Origin of the sequence: Streptomyces sp. AA1529 (assembly GCF_000280905.1) — a bacterium.
Classification (GTDB): domain Bacteria; phylum Actinomycetota; class Actinomycetes; order Streptomycetales; family Streptomycetaceae; genus Streptomyces.
Map to the genome: position 1 here is coordinate 37,870 of NZ_ALAP01000097.1, position 16,545 is coordinate 54,414.

Consider the following 16,545-nt stretch of genomic DNA (forward strand, 5'->3'; position numbering starts at 1 on the left):
CCTGTCACGGCCCGAAGTGCCGCGCCTGGGAGCGCACTTGGATGGTGAAAGCCATGTCCGAGGAGAACGAGACCATCGGCGCCGTCAGCCAGTCTCGCTACGAGCAGATCGTGGCCGAGCTGCGGGACGTCGTCGAACAGCAGACCCGCGGCCAGTTCACGATCGGGGACCGGGCCCTGGAGGTCGAACCGATGCGGCAGCGGGGCGGCGAAACCGGGGACAGCGAGTACACGGTCGAGGAATCGCTGACGCGCCTGGCCGAGGACATCGGCCTGAGGTTCTCCACGGTGAAGACGGCCAGGTGGGTGGCGTCGCGGTGGCCGAAGGAACGACGCCGTCCCGAGCTCGCGTCCTACACGGTCCACCGGTCGCTGGCGAGTATCGAGGACGAGGAGAGGCGGTTCGCGACGATCCTGACGCTCCCGGAGGGAAAGGCCCGCTGGACCAAGGACGACGCCAATCGACAGGTCGGCCAGCAGGTCGAGACGCCCATCACCCCGCAGGAGAAGGTTACCGCGATCCACTCGCTGGCCCGGGACGCCGAGGTCGCGGCTGCGGTGACCACCGACTTCCTGAAGCGTCCCCAGGTCGCGGCCAAGGTGTCCTCGGAGGACAAGGTCCGGGTGGTGGAGGAATTCACCCGCGACGAGCAGGTCGCGACGACCGCCGCGACCAGCCTGCTCCGCAGGCCGGACGTCGCGTTCAAGGCGATGAGCGATGACACCGCCCGCTTCCAGGTCAACTCTGCCCAGGCCGAGCGCAGTCGGCAAGCCCTTGACCACTTCGAGCGCTCGAACCCCGTCGCCCCGGCAGTCCGCAACATCGACCGGACGGTGGAGTTCCTTGACTTGGTGACCGCCTTCCACGCGTTCGTCGCCGCAGCTGGCCGGACCGTCCCCGGCCTGCGCGACCGCCAACTGTCGGAGGACGAACGCACCATCGTCCACCAGAACGTAGCCAAGGTGAAAGCGACTCTGGACTGGATCGAAACGGCGGTCGACACCGGCAAGGTCGACATGGACGACGAGCTCGCGGCGATCCTGCGGGGCGAGTAGTCGTGCCCCGCGCCTCCCGGCGCAAAGGGGACGCGGCCAGACGACACGCGGACACCGTCCGCTTCGTTCTGTTCGAGGCCCGCCCGGCCGGGCTGGAGTTTCACCAGCTGGTCCGTGCGAGCGCGCTCTCACCGCACCAGGTCCGCTCCGGCCTGGCCGCGCTGAAGGACGAGGCCGCGTCCAAGGGCTGGCCTCCGCTGATCTGGAACCGTCTCGACGGCTACCAGCTCGGAGCGGAGCGGGCCGCGCTCGAAGCCTACGAGCGGCAGGTCGTGGGCGAGAAGCTGACCCAGTTCCGGCGGTTCATCACCGGCACGGTCGCCCCGCACGCCGCCGCCCACCCGAACGACAAGTGGGTACGGCACATCGTCGCCCAGCTCAACTCCATCGAATCCACCCTCGACCTCATCGCCAGCGCCTGACCGATCCACGGGGCCGACCGGCGAAGCCGGCCGGCCCCGCAGCAGGTCACAGACGGGAGGGGAAGTGCGTCAGCGCCGCTATCCGTCGGACATGACGGATGACGAGTGGGCCCTGATCGAACCGCTGCTGCCGCTGCCGGCCTGCGACACCGCCCGCGGCGGCCGGCCGGAGAAGCACCCCCGGCGCGAGATCGTCGACTCGATTCGATATGTCGTGGACACCGGCTGCAAGTGGAGGGCCCTACCCGCGGACTTCCCGCCCTGGAGGACCGTTTGGGGGTTCATGGCCCGCTGGGCTGCCCGCGGTGTCATCGGTCAGATCCGTGACGCCCTGACCCAGCGGATCCGCCGCGAGGTGGGCAAAGGCCTCAGAGCCGTCGCGACGATCATCGACTCGCAGTCAGTCAAAGCGGCATCGACCGTCGGCAAGAACTCCCGCGGTTACGATGCAGGCAAAAAGATCAATGGCCGCAAACGGCATCTCGTGGTCGACACCCGCGGCCTGCCGCTGCTGGTCATGGTCACCCCGGCCGATCTGCATGACTCCGCCGCGGCCAAGGAAGTCCTCTTCCGTCTCCGTCTCATGCACCCCGAGATCACCATCGTCTGGGCCGACCGCGCCTACGCGGGCAAGCTCATTACCTGGGCGAAGAAGCATCTGAACCTCACGATCAAGACCGTTGCCCGCCCGAAGGACTCCTCCGGGTTCGTCCTGCTGCCCCGCCGCTGGGTCGTTGAACGCTCGCTGGCATGGATGATGAACGCCCGCCGGCACGCGAGGGACTACGAACGGCTCGTCCAGCACTCCGAAACGCTGATCACCTGGGCGGCGATCACGCTGATGACCAAGCGTCTGACCCGCAACGGGGCGGGCTCCGCCTGGGCCAGCAAGCCCAGTACGTGCGCCTGAACTGGTTATTCGCCCGGCTCCGGGCCGGGCCACGCGTACAGGTCGAAGGCTGCTGATCAAGGACCGCCAGGGGCATCTGGGTGGAGGAAGCACGGTCCGCAGCCTGTGCCTTGGCTGGCCGGGTGAACGTGCCGCTGGCCCGAGAGACCGCAAGCTCTTTTCGGTTCCGGAGCACCGGTAGCGGTCAGCCATGAGGTCGAGGAGGGCCAGTGTGCTTGCACGCCCGTCGTGTCCGAGCTCATCCACCGTCCGCGGTCCGCTGCGGCACCGGGGTACGGCAGAACCGGCGCCAGCGAAACGAGTCGGCGTTTGGTAACACAGTCGGTGCGACGCTTGAGATACAGCAGCCGCAATCGCGTCTCCCGCCGTACCGACAACCGACGATGAAGCGCTCGTCCAAGAAAGCATGGACCCCAGTCAGCTCGGCAGATAACGGCCGCACGCTCCGGCAACGTCTTCTACCAGGAGTCCTGCACTGGCGCGAGGCACAGCGCCGCCCACGCCTCCCGCCCACCTGTCGCGGTCGGCGACTGCGCTGCGGCGGCACGATCTTCTTCCAACCGATGGCTGATGCGCTGAGCGCCTACGGCGTCAGCGGGTACTAACCGCTCCTTGGGGGCACCTGGGCAGTCCGTCGCGTCGTCGGGGGTGACGGACTGCCCACTACGCCGTCGCTTATGAGTTCGCAGGGACGGATGAGGGCGGGCCTCAGGCGGGAATGAGGCCGTGGGGGTCGATGATGAACTTTTCGGACACTCCCGTGTCGAAGGTCGCGTAGGCGTCGGGGGCGTCGTCGAGGCTGATCACCTTCGTGTTGAGCATGGCGCTCAGGTAGGGCATGCGGTCCCACAGGATCGCCATCATCAGCTCGCGGTTGTAGTGCATGATCGGTGCCTGCCCGGCGGCGATCCGCGGCGACTTGATCCACGCCTTGCCGAAGTCGATCGGGTACGTTCCCTCCTGCTCGGCCTTCGACTTCGCGAGCGGGTCGGCGCCGTAGACGCCGATGACTCCGGTGGCCCCGCCCGCGCGGGTGGCGTCGAGCACCTGGTTGATGGCGTAGGCCGGGTCCATGTCCTCGGCCTCGCGGCCGATGCCGTGTGCCTCGGTGCCGACGTAGTCCACTGCGCAGTCGACCATGGGTTCGCCCAGGATGGCCTCGATCTGGTCGGTGAGCGCCGCGTCCTGGCTCAGGTCGATCGTCTCGCAGCCGTTCTTCTTCACCAGCTCCAAGCGGTCCTTGTGGTAGTCGCCCACGATGATGCAGGACGCCCCGAGGAGCCGCGCCGCTGCTGCGCCGCAGCGGCCGACCGGGCCGGCGCCGGCGATGTACACGGTCGAGCCCGGCTTGGCACCGGCCTCCATGAGACCGTGAAACGCGGTGGGCAGGATGTCCGAGAGCAGCGCCAGGTCACGGATCTTCGCCATGGCCTGGTCCCGGTCCGGGAAGCGCAGGAGCTGGAAGTCGGCGTACGGGACGAACAGGTACTCGGCCTGGCCGCCGGTCCAGTCGCCCAGGTTGAAGCCGTACGCTCCGCAGGACACCTTGGGGTTTGTGGTCTCGCAGACGTCGGTCCGGCGCGCCCTGCAGTTGCGGCATCGGCCGCACGCGACGTTGAACGGCACGGAGACGAGGTCGCCCTCACTGAGGAACTCGACGTCGGGGCCGACCTCGATGACCTCACCGGTCATCTCGTGCCCCACCACCATGCCCTGGGGCACCGGGAAGGACCCGCGGTAAATGTGCAGGTCGCTCCCGCAGATGTTGGTGGCGACGATCCTGAGGATGACTCCGTGCGGGGCCTTCTTCCCGTTCGGCATCTGAAGCTTCGGGAAGTCCAGGGACTCAACGCGCATGTCTTTCGGGTTCTGAAAGGTGACAGCACGGTTGCTGCTTGCCATGACGATCTCCTCTGCTGATTCACGGTGACTCGGCCGAGTCAGTGTCGGCGGTCATTTGGGCGACTTTGCGACCTCGCGTTTCCTAACGTAGGGCTCCATCCGAGGTATGCAGGCCAGCGCCACACCCTCTTGCGTGCCATCGCACTAACGCTGCGTGCCAAGCGCCCGGTCAAGCGCGTCTTCTGCCGATCAGGCGGGTTGCGGTGCGTTGACGAAGTGTTCGATGATCGCCTTGCAGAAGGCGGGGAGGTCTTGCGGGCCGCGGCTGGAGATCAGCTGGCGGTCGATCACGACCTCCTCGTCGACGACCTCGGCGCCGGCGTTGCGCAGGTCAGTCCGAATGCTGGGCCAGGAGGTGAGGCGGCGGCCGTGCAGCACGTCTGCCTCTGCCAGGGTCCAGGGTCCGTGGCAGATGGTGGCAACGGGCTTGCCGGTCTCCACGAACTCCCTCACGAAGGCGACGGCGTCGGGGTCGGTTCGCAGCTGGTCGGGGTTCATGGTTCCGCCGGGCAACAGGAGCGCGTCGTAGTCGCTCACGCGTGCGTCGGCGACCTTCTTGTCCACGGTGAAGGTTCCGGCCGGGTCGATGTCCATCTGGCGCGCGTTGATCTCGCCGGTGTGGAGGGACAGGAGTTCAGCCTGCGCTCCAGCGCCCAGCAGTGCGCCGAGAGGCTCTTCGAGCTCGACGCGCTCAACGCCGTCCGTGGCCAGGATTGCGACCTTCCTGCCGTGCAGTTCGTTGGTCATGGTGCGTGGTTCCTTCCGGTGATCGGCGGAGGACCGGTTCGGGTCCGTGCCCTCCGCTCAGCTGCCGTCGGGGAGGAGGACCTTGGTCCTTGCCCTGCTCGATCAGCCTGGTTGGCCTGGCCCGTCCCCATGTCTGGTGGGCACGTCACCCACATAACGACCTCACCACTCCCACTGTCCCACCCTTACAAGACACGTCAAAAGGTGCGAATTGTCTCGCTTGGCCGGTGGCGCGCCGGGAACCCGGCCTGCCCGGCCCACGACAGACCACGGCAGGAAGGGAGATGCGGCCAGACGCCGCGGTGACACCGTCCGCTTCGTGCTCCTCGAAGACCGCTCGGCCGGGCTGGACTTCGGCCAGCTCGTCCGCGCGACGGACCTGTCCGCCTACCAGGTCAGATCCGGTCTCGGAGCGTTGTCCAGCCGAACGACAAGCGGGTCAATCACATCGTCGCCCAGCTCAACTCTTTCGAGCGACCCTCGATTTCATAGCCGGTCTCGGAGATCTTGTCCGCAAGGGGACCGTCCGTCGCCGATCGGGCGGCCTCCGTCACATCGCTGGGGCGGCCGTCATGCGTCATCCTCGCTATCCGTCGGATACCACTGATGCCACTGGGCTCTGGTCGAACCGCTGCTGCCGCTGGCGGCCTGCGACACGGCTCGCGGTGGCCTGCCGGAGAAGCACTCCCGTCGCGAAATCGTCGACGCGATCCGATACGTCGTCGACGGCATCACTGAAGCCCGCTCCCGAACCGGCCAGGAATTCGGCCTCGACCGCTTCCTTGCCTTCCTCACCGGCCACATCGATGAAGGCGTGCCCCTCCCCGAGACTCTGCGCCGCCTCATGCACAGCCACCACGGACACCTCTGCGACGACGCCACCACCGTCCTCCTCCAGTGGCACGGCCCCCAGCCCTTCGCCCCACCCTGAAGCCCTCGTCGGACTCCCCACATCCGGCACCGCCCCACCAGAACGTCAATCGAGCCCCGGCTCTCCACCAACTATCCGCGACAGCTACGGCTGACCACGCCGCCCCGCGGGCAGCACCTGCTCTAGGCGGGCGGCTTCTCCACGAGGACATCGATCTGCTCGATCGTGGGCTCCTCGAAGAGCTCACCCGTGTTCTCAGCGAGCGCTTGCGCGACCTCACCCGACAGATGCGCCTGGCGTCCGTCGTCGTCGGGAAAGGCGTCGAAGATTCCGAACGACGAGGGTCCGAACTGGATTCCGAACCACCTGACGGTCATGGGCTCCCCCTCGACGATCGACAGCCCCTGGTTCAAGAAGTCCTGGACGTCGTCCTCCCTGCCGGGAAGTGCTTCGAGGCGTACCAGAAGTGCTTTGCTGACCTGTGTTGCCATCTTGGGTCTCTCCTCTTCCTTTTCCTTGGTTCGCGTCGCCGCGATCATCAGAACGCCGCTATGGCCGCCTCGGCGACCGTCTGATCTTGCTCGCCGCTGCCCCCCATCACTCCTACCGAGCCCCAGGACCTGGCCGTCGTGGGGGAGCGGGATGCCACAAACGAAGATCATCATCAACATCGGCCGAGGTGGCGGCACACCCGCGCTTGCCCGTCATGACGACTCCTCTGCTCTCCTACGCGGCTTTCGCACGACTCCTGTGCTCTCCTGCGCGGTTCGCGACGCGGGCGGGATACGCGGGGGGTTACAAGCCTGCGGCAGCCGCCTGGGCGACGCTCTGGTCTTGGTCCCCTGACCCTCCGCTCACCCCGACGGCGCCCACCACCTGTCCGTTGCGGTGGAGCGGCAGGCCGCCGGCGAAGATCATCACGCGGCCCTGGTTGGAGCCGCTGATGCCGTAGAACTGCTACCCAGGAGCGGCGTTCGCGGCGAGGTCAGCGGTGCTGATGTCGAAGGCGCGGGCGGTGAAGGCCTTGTTGATGGAGATGTCGACGCTGCCGAGCCATGCGTCGTCCATGCGGGCGTGGGCGACGAGGTTGCCGCCAGCGTCGACCACGGCGATGTTGCTCGGCTGCCCGAGCTCCTGCGCTCGTTTCTCTCCCGCGTCGATAACCCGCCGAGCGTCCTGAAGGGAGATGCTTTCGATGCTGGTCATGGCGCGCGCTCCTTCTTGAAGTCGTTTCCGGGGATATGGGCCAGCGCTTCAGCCGCCGTCGGGGTGAAGCAGGACCTTGGTCCAACCGTTGTCGCGCTGGTCGACGTGCTGGTAGCCCTCGGGGGGCGCGTGCTCCTCTCCGGGGCGAAGTGGCTCGCCGCCGTGAAAGTGTTCGAGCTGTCTCCACCGTCACCTGGCTTCGCCTCACGTGCAAACGCAGTCCGCGGGTGACCAGCGTCCGATTCGTGGACCAGGCGGCGACTCTCTGGACTCCGCTCTAACGGCCGCGCCGACCCCGAACAGGACTTGACCAAGTTCTGTGGGTGTTCGGGTTGGAGATGATGCCCAGGCGCTCGTCCCAGGTCATCACGATCCTTGGGTGGCCTTGGCGACGACCCGGCCCCGGCCAGTCAGGCGGTCTGACCGAAGCCGGCCGCCGTGAGGTCCTGCTCTCGCAGCGGAGTGCAGTCCACGTCCAGCTTCGGTCGGACACCTCGGGCTGGAGTACTCACGGTCAGGTACGGCCAGATGCGCGCCAGGTCCTCCGGCTCGATCGTCCAGCCCTCTTCCAGCAGCTGGCGGACGGTCTCGGCGAAGTCCAAGGGCGTTGTGGAAAATGCCCGCGTTTGCAGGAACAGTGCGACGCCCTCTGCCGCCACCGGTGAGGTCGGGCCACCCGGCTCCGGGCGGAGCCCGGTCGGGCACGCTGCAGGGGTGTCACAGCATCTCCAGCGGCCGTTTGCTCCCCGGCGGCGGGAACGCCCGGTCCAGCGTCGCGAGGTCCTCGGCGGTCAGGTCCACCTCCAGAGCCGCTCTGTTCTCCTCGACGTGCGCGCGGGAAGACGCCTTCGGGATCGCGATGACGTCCTCGTGCCGCAGGACCCAGGCCAGGGCGATCTGCGCGGGCGTCGCACCGTGGGCAGCTGCCACGTCCCGCAACGCCGGGTGGCCGAGCAGACGGCCCTGCTCGACCGGCGAGTACGCCATGACGGGGATCGACAGTTCACGGCACCTGGGCAGCAGACCGTACTCAGGCCCTCGACGGCTGAGGTTGTACAGCACCTGGTCGGTCTGCGGCCCGGCTCCGGGCGGCAGATCCGCGAGATCATCCACGTCCAGGTTGCTCACTCCCCAGGAGCGGATGGCACCCTCCCGCACCAGGGACTCGAATGCCTCGACCGTCTCCTCCAGCGGCACGGCTCCACGCCAGTGCAGCAGGTACAGATCGATCCGGTCCGTGCGCAAACGACGCAGGCTCCCCCGGCATGCCTCGGCCACTCCACCGGCGTCCGCATGGGTGGGGAGCACCTTGCTGACCAAGAAGACCTCGTCCCGCCGTCCGGCCACCGCCTCGGCCACCACTTCCTCCGCCGCGCCGTCCCCGTACATCTCCGCGGTGTCGACGAGGGTCATCCCCAGGTCCAGCCCGGCGCGCAGGGCCGACACCTCGGCCGCGCGGCGCCCGGGATCCTCCCCCATCCCCCAGGTGCCCTGACCGAGCACCGTGACCGCAACCCCGCAAGGAAGGATGACCGTCCTCGGATCCGCCATGGCTTCCTCCTGGATGTAACGGTGGCCAAAGACTGCCAACCACCAACAGCACCACGATCGCGCATCGGATGGCACCGCGATCACCGACGTAGGTACCACGTCGTCGGAGCAGGATGCGCCGACTGTTGGGGCGTTCAGCGGGGCTGGCCGAGTGCTGCCGCCGGCCGCAGGTTCTCCTCGAGTTCATCGTCCATGGCCGCGCCGGCCAAGGCCCGTCCCAGTCGAGGTGCCTGTTTAAAGAGGTTGTGCCCGGCGGCGAAGAAGATTCTGTCGGCTTCCCAGACCGCCATGCCGTCCTCACTCCACGGCAGGCTTGTCACCCAGCAGTTGAGGCGCTCGACGGGCTCGGGGTCAAGGCCGGGCAATGCGTGGGAGATGTACGCGCGGGCGCGGTCACTGAGTGCCGTCAAGGCTTCGGCGTCCGCGAAGCTGCCGTCCTCCCGCACCTCGACCGTTTCGCTGAGCCCCACCGCATACCGGCTGTTGCCCGGGTAAGGGGCTGCGTAGACGCCAACCTCACCGAAGTCGCCGCTGCTGTCCTGCAGGCAGGCGACCCGTTCCGGGGGCGCTCCCCTGACCTGGAAGGTGAGGCGGACGTGGGCTGCCGGCTGTACCGGCAGCGAAAGCCCCACGTTGCGCGCCAGCCGCGCGGTGCCCACGCCCGCGCACACCACGGCCGTCGCGTACTCTTCGCGGCCGACGCTACTGACCACCTCCACCGTGCCGCGGCCCGTCGGATACAGCGAGATGACTTCATCGGTGACCAGCGAGTCACCCAGCGCATCGGCCAGCCGCTCGACCGCGGCACGGGTGCGGATGGCACCGCCGCCCTCATCGAGCATCGCGGGACCGCGGTAGTCGGCGAGCAGCGGCATGCGCGCGTGAAGCTCGGCGCTGTCCACGGTGCGGGCCGGTATGCCGCCGGCATCCTGCAGAATGCGCAGTCTCCCAGGAACGGTACTGCCCAGTGCGACCACTCCGTCCCGGGAGACCAGCTCTGCGCCCAACCGGTCGGCCCACTCGTCCCAAACGGCGCGGGCCTCCCGGGTGAATTCCACCAGGCGGGCGTCGTCGTGCGCGTGGCGGAATATGCGGGACTGGCCACCGGATTGCCCGTGGCCTGGAACGCCGCTCTCGTACACCCGCACCGCCGTTCCGCGTTCGGCCAGTGCGTAGGCGGTGCAGAGTCCGACGATGCCGGCCCCGACCACGGCCACCTCGGGAACCCGGTCCATTCGATCGCCTCACTTCGCGTCCCGGAGCCGTCCCCCTGCGGGCCAGGGACTAAGTTCATCTGTCGCCGCCGCGAACGGGTGGGTGACTGGACCCCATGAGCATTGCCAGTTCTACGTGACTTGGCGGCGCAACCCTGCCTCCTCCAGCCTCACACCGGTACGAAATATGTCAACCGGTCACCTCGGACAACGATCGTGACCCACCGGCGGAGAGCCGCGGGTCGGACGTCCGGTCAAGGCACGGCAGGAGGAGTCTGAGCAGTACATCGGCCGGCTGGCGATTCCGTCGCTGTCCAGACCAGCGGGCTGCAGGGGTTCCGCTCGGCCGAGATGTCGACCCGCCGGACGTGGTGACGGCAATCGGAGCGATGGGTGCGGAATGACCTTGCATCATGATCAGCCTGGCAGCTTCCGCAGCCAGGACATCCTGCACATCAGAGTCCAGGCTCATCGTGTCGTTCCCCGTGCTCTGGCCAGCCCGTAGCGTGCGCGAGGGGGAGGTCTGTGCACGCCAGTCACCGGCCAGGCGAAGTCGTACATCAGGACGGGGAAACGACAGAGTTCAGGGCTACCGGCAGGACAATGCGGCCTCGGTGGCCTGGTCCGGTCCAGGGTGGGCGTGACATGCCGAGCCCCACGAGGCCCGGGGCGGCCAGGTGCCAAGTCGCCCACTCCCGGCCTGCGCCTCGTCAGATCACTCAGGACGACGTCAAGCGGGCCATCGCGCGCTCTGCGGCCAGCTGGCGCGATCAAGGGCCAGCTATCGCGCTCAGTCACACCTCAGACGCTCCGAGATCGAAAACAACTTCTGAGACTCGAGTCAACCCGTCGTGCCCGGGAGGCGGCCCGTGCCTCTTCGGGGCGAGCGGCCCCCGGGGACGACGGTCACCTGGGCCGGTCGGTCCCCCTACGGGAGGTCGTTGCAGTCCCGTTCGAACTGTTCAGCCTTCTGACACGAGACCGCGCGCGACCGGCCACAGCACACGATCCCTCGGCGAACGTATGGCTGGCGGCCAGCCGGATCAGTTCCTTGACGGTCCGCTCAAAGTCTGCGCTGTCGGTTGCCCAGTAGCGCTCCATAAGGCCGTCCAGGCGCTCGTGGTCTCGGCGCTGCCTGGCAAGAACGCTGTCAGAGCCGCTCAGCTCCTCGAAGCTCTGTTCCGCGACTGAGCGTGTCCGAGACGCTGGATGACAAGATGGCACCGTCGTGGGCTTCAGAGACCGTCGATGTGGACGCCGGAAGCCATGGGGCACGCGCGTGCGGCTTCGGCGATCAGGTTCTGGTACTCGCCGGCTTCCAGGTCCGGCAGGTCGATGCGCATGCTGGCCTGGAAGGCGTATCGCAGCGGGCCGCTGTGTTCGAGTGAGACGTCGGCGGTCACGCTGCTGTTCTCCACGGACAGGCCGCGGACACTCGCTGCCAGGGCCAAGGACTGTTGCATGCAGGAAGCCAGGGCAGCGGCGTGCAACTGCTCCGGGCTCCATCCCTCCCAGGCGTTGGCCCCGCCCAACGCAGTGGGAAGGGCGACCGGCAGCGTTTCCCCGGTTCCCTCGACCTTCACCTGGCCGGCTCGGGCTCGGGCCGTCGTTGTGTAGATGCTGCGTTCCTGTGTCATGTTGCCTCCGGTCGGGTGTGGTGGGCCGCGCACGTGCGGCGCGTGATGGGTTCCAGCGGCTCGGGTAGGTGCGCGGCACGTGCGGAGATCGATCAGGTCGGCCCTTTGCGGCATCGCACGCTCAGGCACACGGTCGGCGTTCGCAGTCTCGGCACGCCGGTCGCCTGCGGTTGCTACTCGCGCCTTGCCGATGGAGGGATGTCACGGGGCACGGTCGCTGGTGCGGGCGGCCGCGGCACGCAGGATCCGTGCACGGCCGCCCGTGGGCACGCTCCAGATGTCGTGCCCGGGCAGCTTCCACCGGGCAAGGAGCGCGTTGGCTGCCTGGAAGCCACTTGTGGCGGCTCGCTCCATCAAGGCGACGGGGAGGTCGACTCGGACGAGGTCACCTGCGCACATCACGCGCGGATCGGGGGTGGCAACGGTCGGCCGCCGGTCGAACTGGCCGACCGGGAAGAGCGGGCAGTCGGCCCGGACTTCGGTACGTTCGTCGACCACGCGCGCGGAGGCAGTCTCCGGATAGATGCGTCGCAGCTCTTCGAGCAGTCGTTCCCGCGTACGTGCTGCATCCTGGCTGCCGGGGAGCGCGTACGCGTGCAGTTCCACGACGGCGCCGTTGCGGCGCTCTGCCCAGGCCTGTGCCTCCTGCTCGTAGCGGTTGAGGACACTGATGTTGTCCAGGGGGCCGCAGTCGGCTGTGCCCAGGAAGGCGGGGCGGGTGGAATCCAGTGGCCGGTCCAGCCACAGGCGGGTGACCTGGAAGGGCGGGGCGGTGCGGAGCTGGTCGATCCGGCGGCGCCAGGTGCCGGTTCCCAGATTCGGCGAGGAAGCGACGAGCTTCTTCAGGCCGTCGGTGTCCATCGCCAAGACGACGCCGTCGAACCGCTGGCCTCGAAGGCCGCCTTGCGGGCCACTGTCCTCCGTCTCGACCGTGAGCTCGTGCGTGGTGTCCGCCACGAGGCGCTTGACGGGCGTGCGGGTATGGATGGAGACGTGGTGGGCGCGCAGGTAGTCACCCAATGGCTCCCACAGGGCTTGGGGAAAGGGCCGCGTCGGGACATCGAAGAGAAGTCCCTCGCTCGATCCCAAAAAGTAGAGGTGGAACATGACGGCCAGTTCGGCAGCGGAGAGCTGGGACGGGTCGGCGAAGAAGCTGCGGGAGAAAACTTCGAAGGCCAGATGGTGGGCGCGCTCGGGGAAACGCATGGAGCGCAGGTAGGTGCGGGCGTCGAGGTGATCGAGTCGTCGGTAGGTCTCGGGGACGCCGACGTTGAAGAGCGACAGTGCGGTCTGTCGGTCGATCGCTTTGAGGTCTGTCATGGAGAAGGCAGGGCTGCGCAGGATGAACGCTGCCACGTTCCATGGCGGGGTTCTGGGCAGGCCGGCGAAGCTGTCATGGTGGCCGGCGCTGTGCCAGAGGGGGTAGTCGGGCACGGGGGAAAGAAACTCAAGCTGTGGGTCGACACGGCGCAGCAGGGCCCGAAGGTTGTAGTACTGGCGGAAGAAGGCGTGGAAGCCGCGCGACATGGTCACCTGGCTTCCGTCCCGCAGTGTGCTCGGCCAGCCTGCCAGCCGCCCTCCCAGTGATGCTTGGCCTTCGAAGAGGTCGACGCGTACGCCGCGTTCAGCCAGGGCGGTGGCGGCGGTGATGCCGGCGATGCCTCCGCCGATGACCGCGACGTTTCGCGCTTTCCTGGGTGCGTGTGGATCGCCCGGCGTGGCCGTGTGCCGTACGGCGCGCCTGTCACGGCCGGGCCTCACCTCGCGTGGGCGGGGAGTTACAAACGCCGGAGTAAACACTTCACTCTCCCGAGCAGACGCCCAGTGGGGTAATCGAGCGTCCCAGCCGCGCCGACGGGGATCGCCGCGACACGCCCGCCTGCTGCGCCGAACGAGTGCTGAGTACGCAGCGGTACATGACGCATGGACGTCTCAGCGTGCTGCGTTGGGCGCCCAGTGGCACTGCGGGGGCGGAAAATGGGCCTGCAGCTCCTGCGCGGCTGATGTGTGCCTTTCTAAGCTCATGCCCATGCTGCAGTCGGTTCAGCCCCCGGCACCTGCGCCAGCGCTTGGACGGCATCGTCGGCTCACGGCTACGGTGTGTGGCCTGGCCGGCATCGCCATCGTGTGCCAGATCCTCTACCCGCTCGCGACGCCTTCCCAGCGCAACAGTCTGACCATCGTGACGGTGCTGTTCTTCTGCAGTGCTTCGCTGCTGGACGCTTCCCGGTGCCACGGTCGCCGGGGCGCGTTCACAGTGTTGCTGGTGGCCGCAGGAGGCGGCCTGGCTGTGGAGGTCGTGGGGTTGCGCAGCGGCTTCCCCTTCGGCTCCTACGAGTACAGCGACACGCTGGGTCCCTCGCTGGCCGGTGTCCCGCTCGTCGTGCCGCTGGCGTGGGCCATGATGGCCTGGCCCGCACTCGTCGTCGCTCGCGTCCTGACCGTCCGCAACCGCGACCGCACCCCGCGGCGGCACAACCGGCTGCGCACGACTCTGCTGGGGGGATGGGCGCTGGCGTCCTGGGATGTGTTTCTGGACCCGCAGATGGTCGATGCTGGCCACTGGCGGTGGCACGACCCGCACCCCGCGCTACCCGGTGTAACGGGGATTCCTTTGTCCAACTTCGCCGGCTGGCTGGTTGTGGCCACCCTCATGATGGCCGCGCTCGACACCGCGGTCGGGCGCACCGCCAGGGCCCCTCGCGCTGAGGTGCGCTTCGACGGCGCGTGCAGCGGCCCAGCGGTCACGCTGTATCTGTGGACTTACGCCTCCTGCGTGCTGGCCGCCGCCGTCTTCTTCGGCCGGCCCTCGGTGGCCCTCGTCGGAGGACTGCTGATGGGCGTCACCGCTGTACCCATGGCCTCGGTGGCTTGGCGCAGCAGGTCAGTCCTGACAGTCGTTTCAGGCCGTGTGGGCTTGGCAGCGCGCTGCCGCGGCAGCGCGCGACGCCATCGGTGGCGACGTCCTCGCGCAGCGAGAAGCGCGCCCACGCCGCCGCTTCGTCAGCCGACCGGCACGACAACGTCTCGTCAGGCACCGGAGCGAGGAGGGGGCGGCTGATGGCTCGCATTGTCGTGGTGGGTGCGGGCATGGGCGGACTGGCCGCAGCCGCACGACTCGCCGTCGGCGGACATCGCGTCACCGTCTGCGAGCGGACCCAAGTAAGCGGCGGGAAACTCGGTGTGCATCGCCGGGAAGGGTTCGTCTTCGACACAGGCCCGTCTTTGCTCACCATGCCCGACGTCTACCGCCAGCTGTTCACCGACACGGGTGCGCCTCTTGAGTACTACTGCGACCTGTCGCGAGTCGACCCGGCGTGCTGGTACCGCTTCGCCGACGGCACCCAACTCTCCATGCCGGGCAATTCGCGAGAGGTGCCGGCCGCCTTGGACCAGGCGCTCGGCGACGGGGCCGGTCAGCAGTGGAGCAGCCTCCACGAGACCACCGCACGGCTGTGGCACATCGTCAACGACACAGTCATGCAACGCCCTCTGCAGGGGCCCCGTGACCTTCTGCGCCACGCGACACGCCTACGCGACCTGGCGGCCATCGCGCCGTGGCGAACCCTGCGCGGCATGGGCAGCAGACACCTGCACGATTGGCGGTTGCGCACCTGGCTGGACCGTTATGCCACCTACACGGGCTCCGATCCGCGACGGACCCCCGCGGTCATGGCGGTCGCCGCCCACATCGAGCAGCACTACGGCGCCTGGTATGTGAAGGGCGGACTGCACCGCCTGGCCCAGGCGCTGCACGAACGGTGCCTGGAGCGCGGTGTCCGCTTCCACCACGGCTGCGAGGTTGTCGAGGTCACCACTGCGGGCACTCGCGTCGACGGCGTACGGCTCAGGGACGGCAGCGCACTGGCGGCGGACGTGGTGATCTCCAACGCCGACGCCGCACACCTCTACGGCCGCCTCACCGCTGATCCGCGTTCTCAGGGGGCGCACACCGCGCTGCGCCGCGCGGTCCCGTCGTTTTCCGGGTTCGCCCTCCTGATGGCCCTGCGGGGACGCGAGCGCGGTACGCCGCATCATCGGGTCTTCTTCCCCCGCGACTACGACGCGGAGTTCGACGCGCTCTTCGGCAGCCATGCCCGGCCCGTCACCGATCCAGCCATCTACATCAGCGCCCCCGACGATCCGGCCCTGCGCCCGGACAACGCGCACGAAGCCTGGTTCGTTCTGGTCAACGCCCCACGCCACTCCCCAAGCGAGGCAGCGGGAACGGTGGACTGGGAGGCCACCGGCTTGCGGCACAGCTATGCGGAGCACGTGCTGGACGTTCTGGCAGACCGGGGACTCGATGTGCGTGACCGCCTGCTGTGGTACGAGACACGCACACCCGCTGACCTGGAACGGCACCACAGCGCACCCGGGGGCGCCATCTACGGCACCTCCAGCAACGGCCTCCGTGCTGCCTTCCTGCGGCCGGCCAACCGGTCGCCGGTCCCTGGCCTCTTCCTCGTCGGCGGCTCCAGCCACCCGGGCGGCGGACTGCCCCTCGTGGCGCTGTCCGCCTCCATCACCGCGTCCCTGATCGGAGCGTGCTGATACCCGCCGCGCGCCACGCCCCAGGGGGACACTGCTCAGTGGGGACACTGCTTAGTAGCCCTCCCAGGGGCTCTTGGCCGCCCGCACAGCACTCCGGCAAACCCGCGCGATGCACGACAACCGCGGTACACGGGCCTTTGGGAAGAGCACTGTTTACCCGCATGGCGGCGGAGACAGTCCGGTCAACGGTGGGCAGGAGCGGCTCCTGCCTCGCCCGGGCCGGACGGCACGCACCGGGCGCCGAACACACGTCCCCTCGGCAGCTGCGGCACCAGCCGGGCGGTGCCGGCGTTGCGCGGTACGGTTTCTGGACAGTGGCCCCTGCGCTCCGGGCGCGATGGCGGCCCTGGTCCGCGCTCCGTTGCCCTGACCGGCCACCGGCACCCGGCGACGTCCGCCTCCTCGGCGTCCATCCCGAGGATCTCCGCCGTTCTGCCTATCAGCGCTCCCTCAGCGCCAGCCGTTGGCAAGCGCGA

General features: G+C 68.3%; 15 protein-coding genes and 2 pseudogenes. 7 read left to right on the forward strand and 10 right to left on the reverse strand.

Translation table 11 applies throughout. The features are described from left to right. Positions 1-53: 53 nt before the first annotated feature. The 3 genes from A949_RS0128300 (at position 54) to A949_RS0128310 (ending at position 2,387) form a co-directional block, all read left to right on the forward strand. On the forward strand, positions 54-1,055 hold the full coding sequence (locus A949_RS0128300) for a DUF6192 family protein (protein WP_019359426.1): 1,002 nt from the start codon (positions 54-56) through the stop codon (positions 1,053-1,055). A gap of 2 nt (positions 1,056-1,057) precedes the next feature. Continuing rightward, positions 1,058-1,477, forward strand: a complete 420-nt coding sequence (locus A949_RS0128305) for a hypothetical protein (RefSeq protein ID WP_019359427.1) — start codon at positions 1,058-1,060, stop codon at positions 1,475-1,477. Positions 1,478-1,541: 64 nt separating this feature from the next. Beyond that, positions 1,542-2,387, forward strand: a complete 846-nt coding sequence (locus tag A949_RS0128310) for an IS5 family transposase (RefSeq protein WP_026005112.1) — start codon at positions 1,542-1,544, stop codon at positions 2,385-2,387. A gap of 708 nt (positions 2,388-3,095) precedes the next feature. Here A949_RS0128310 and A949_RS0128315 read toward each other — a convergent pair. The 3 genes from A949_RS0128315 to A949_RS38315 form a co-directional block, all read right to left on the reverse strand. After that, on the reverse strand, positions 3,096-4,289 hold the full coding sequence (locus tag A949_RS0128315; protein WP_019359429.1) for an alcohol dehydrogenase catalytic domain-containing protein: 1,194 nt from the start codon (positions 4,287-4,289) through the stop codon (positions 3,096-3,098). Positions 4,290-4,478: 189 nt separating this feature from the next. Beyond that, positions 4,479-5,036 carry a type 1 glutamine amidotransferase domain-containing protein gene (locus tag A949_RS0128320; RefSeq protein WP_019359430.1) on the reverse strand — a complete coding sequence of 186 codons (558 nt, stop codon included), beginning with the start codon at positions 5,034-5,036 and terminating at the stop codon, positions 4,479-4,481. Positions 5,037-5,479: 443 nt separating this feature from the next. Further along, positions 5,480-5,617, reverse strand: a complete 138-nt coding sequence (locus A949_RS38315; RefSeq protein ID WP_019359431.1) for a hypothetical protein — start codon at positions 5,615-5,617, stop codon at positions 5,480-5,482. Here A949_RS38315 and A949_RS39375 point away from each other — a divergent pair. Together A949_RS39375 and A949_RS39380 are read left to right on the forward strand one after the other, a co-directional pair. Further along, positions 5,609-5,763: pseudogene (locus A949_RS39375) on the forward strand (transposase); the annotation flags it as partial. The gene A949_RS38315 and the pseudogene A949_RS39375 sit on opposite strands and share 9 nt — an antisense overlap. Before the next feature lie 3 nt (positions 5,764-5,766). Then, positions 5,767-5,967 carry a hypothetical protein gene (locus A949_RS39380; RefSeq protein WP_228773899.1) on the forward strand — a complete coding sequence of 67 codons (201 nt, stop codon included), beginning with the start codon at positions 5,767-5,769 and terminating at the stop codon, positions 5,965-5,967. Positions 5,968-6,089: 122 nt separating this feature from the next. Here the strand turns inward: A949_RS39380 and A949_RS0128335 are convergent, their stop codons facing one another. The 7 genes and pseudogenes from A949_RS0128335 to A949_RS0128365 all read right to left on the reverse strand — a co-directional run bounded on the left by A949_RS0128335 (position 6,090) and on the right by A949_RS0128365 (position 13,315). Then, entirely contained in the window at positions 6,090-6,398 is a 309-nt protein-coding gene (locus A949_RS0128335; protein WP_019359433.1) for a putative quinol monooxygenase, read from the reverse strand. A 304-nt stretch (positions 6,399-6,702) separates the two neighbouring features. Continuing rightward, positions 6,703-7,113 (reverse strand): annotated as a pseudogene (locus A949_RS34915) (GlcG/HbpS family heme-binding protein). 410 nt (positions 7,114-7,523) lie between these two features. Beyond that, positions 7,524-7,715 carry a hypothetical protein gene (locus tag A949_RS0128345; RefSeq protein WP_147266579.1) on the reverse strand — a complete coding sequence of 64 codons (192 nt, stop codon included), beginning with the start codon at positions 7,713-7,715 and terminating at the stop codon, positions 7,524-7,526. Positions 7,716-7,830: 115 nt separating this feature from the next. Next, entirely contained in the window at positions 7,831-8,664 is an 834-nt protein-coding gene (locus A949_RS0128350) for an aldo/keto reductase (RefSeq protein WP_026005114.1), read from the reverse strand. Between the two features lie 134 nt (positions 8,665-8,798). Beyond that, the gene (locus tag A949_RS0128355; protein WP_019359437.1) at positions 8,799-9,899 is read right to left on the reverse strand and encodes an NAD(P)/FAD-dependent oxidoreductase; all 1,101 of its coding nucleotides are present in this window, start codon (positions 9,897-9,899) and stop codon (positions 8,799-8,801) included. Between the two features lie 1,214 nt (positions 9,900-11,113). Next, positions 11,114-11,515 carry an OsmC family protein gene (locus A949_RS34920; protein WP_019359438.1) on the reverse strand — a complete coding sequence of 134 codons (402 nt, stop codon included), beginning with the start codon at positions 11,513-11,515 and terminating at the stop codon, positions 11,114-11,116. Positions 11,516-11,716: 201 nt separating this feature from the next. Next, positions 11,717-13,315: an FAD-dependent oxidoreductase gene (locus A949_RS0128365; protein WP_078565555.1), complete on the reverse strand. Its 1,599-nt coding sequence runs from the start codon at positions 13,313-13,315 to the stop codon at positions 11,717-11,719. Between the two features lie 229 nt (positions 13,316-13,544). Between A949_RS0128365 and A949_RS34925 the strand changes: the two genes are divergently transcribed. Next, positions 13,545-14,576, forward strand: coding sequence for a carotenoid biosynthesis protein (locus A949_RS34925; RefSeq protein WP_106428942.1), 1,032 nt, complete (start codon positions 13,545-13,547; stop codon positions 14,574-14,576). Further along, positions 14,576-16,069, forward strand: coding sequence for a phytoene desaturase family protein (locus tag A949_RS0128375; protein WP_026005115.1), 1,494 nt, complete (start codon positions 14,576-14,578; stop codon positions 16,067-16,069). The genes A949_RS34925 and A949_RS0128375 overlap by 1 nt, the downstream gene beginning before the upstream one ends. The last annotated feature ends 476 nt before the right edge of the window (positions 16,070-16,545 follow it).

Bases quoted from the DNA above. Each gene is read 5' to 3' on its own strand.
- A949_RS0128350 (WP_026005114.1), bottom strand. From the start codon at position 8,664: ATGGCGGATCCGAGGACGGTCATCCTTCCTTGCGGGGTTGCGGTCACG.
- A949_RS0128375 (WP_026005115.1), top strand. From the start codon at position 14,576: ATGGCTCGCATTGTCGTGGTGGGTGCGGGCATGGGCGGACTGGCCGCA.
- A949_RS0128300 (WP_019359426.1), top strand. From the start codon at position 54: ATGTCCGAGGAGAACGAGACCATCGGCGCCGTCAGCCAGTCTCGCTAC.
- A949_RS0128355 (WP_019359437.1), bottom strand. From the start codon at position 9,899: ATGGACCGGGTTCCCGAGGTGGCCGTGGTCGGGGCCGGCATCGTCGGA.
- A949_RS0128320 (WP_019359430.1), bottom strand. From the start codon at position 5,036: ATGACCAACGAACTGCACGGCAGGAAGGTCGCAATCCTGGCCACGGAC.
- A949_RS0128335 (WP_019359433.1), bottom strand. From the start codon at position 6,398: ATGGCAACACAGGTCAGCAAAGCACTTCTGGTACGCCTCGAAGCACTT.
- A949_RS38315 (WP_019359431.1), bottom strand. From the start codon at position 5,617: ATGACGCATGACGGCCGCCCCAGCGATGTGACGGAGGCCGCCCGATCG.
- A949_RS0128315 (WP_019359429.1), bottom strand. From the start codon at position 4,289: ATGGCAAGCAGCAACCGTGCTGTCACCTTTCAGAACCCGAAAGACATG.
- A949_RS34920 (WP_019359438.1), bottom strand. From the start codon at position 11,515: ATGACACAGGAACGCAGCATCTACACAACGACGGCCCGAGCCCGAGCC.
- A949_RS34925 (WP_106428942.1), top strand. From the start codon at position 13,545: ATGCTGCAGTCGGTTCAGCCCCCGGCACCTGCGCCAGCGCTTGGACGG.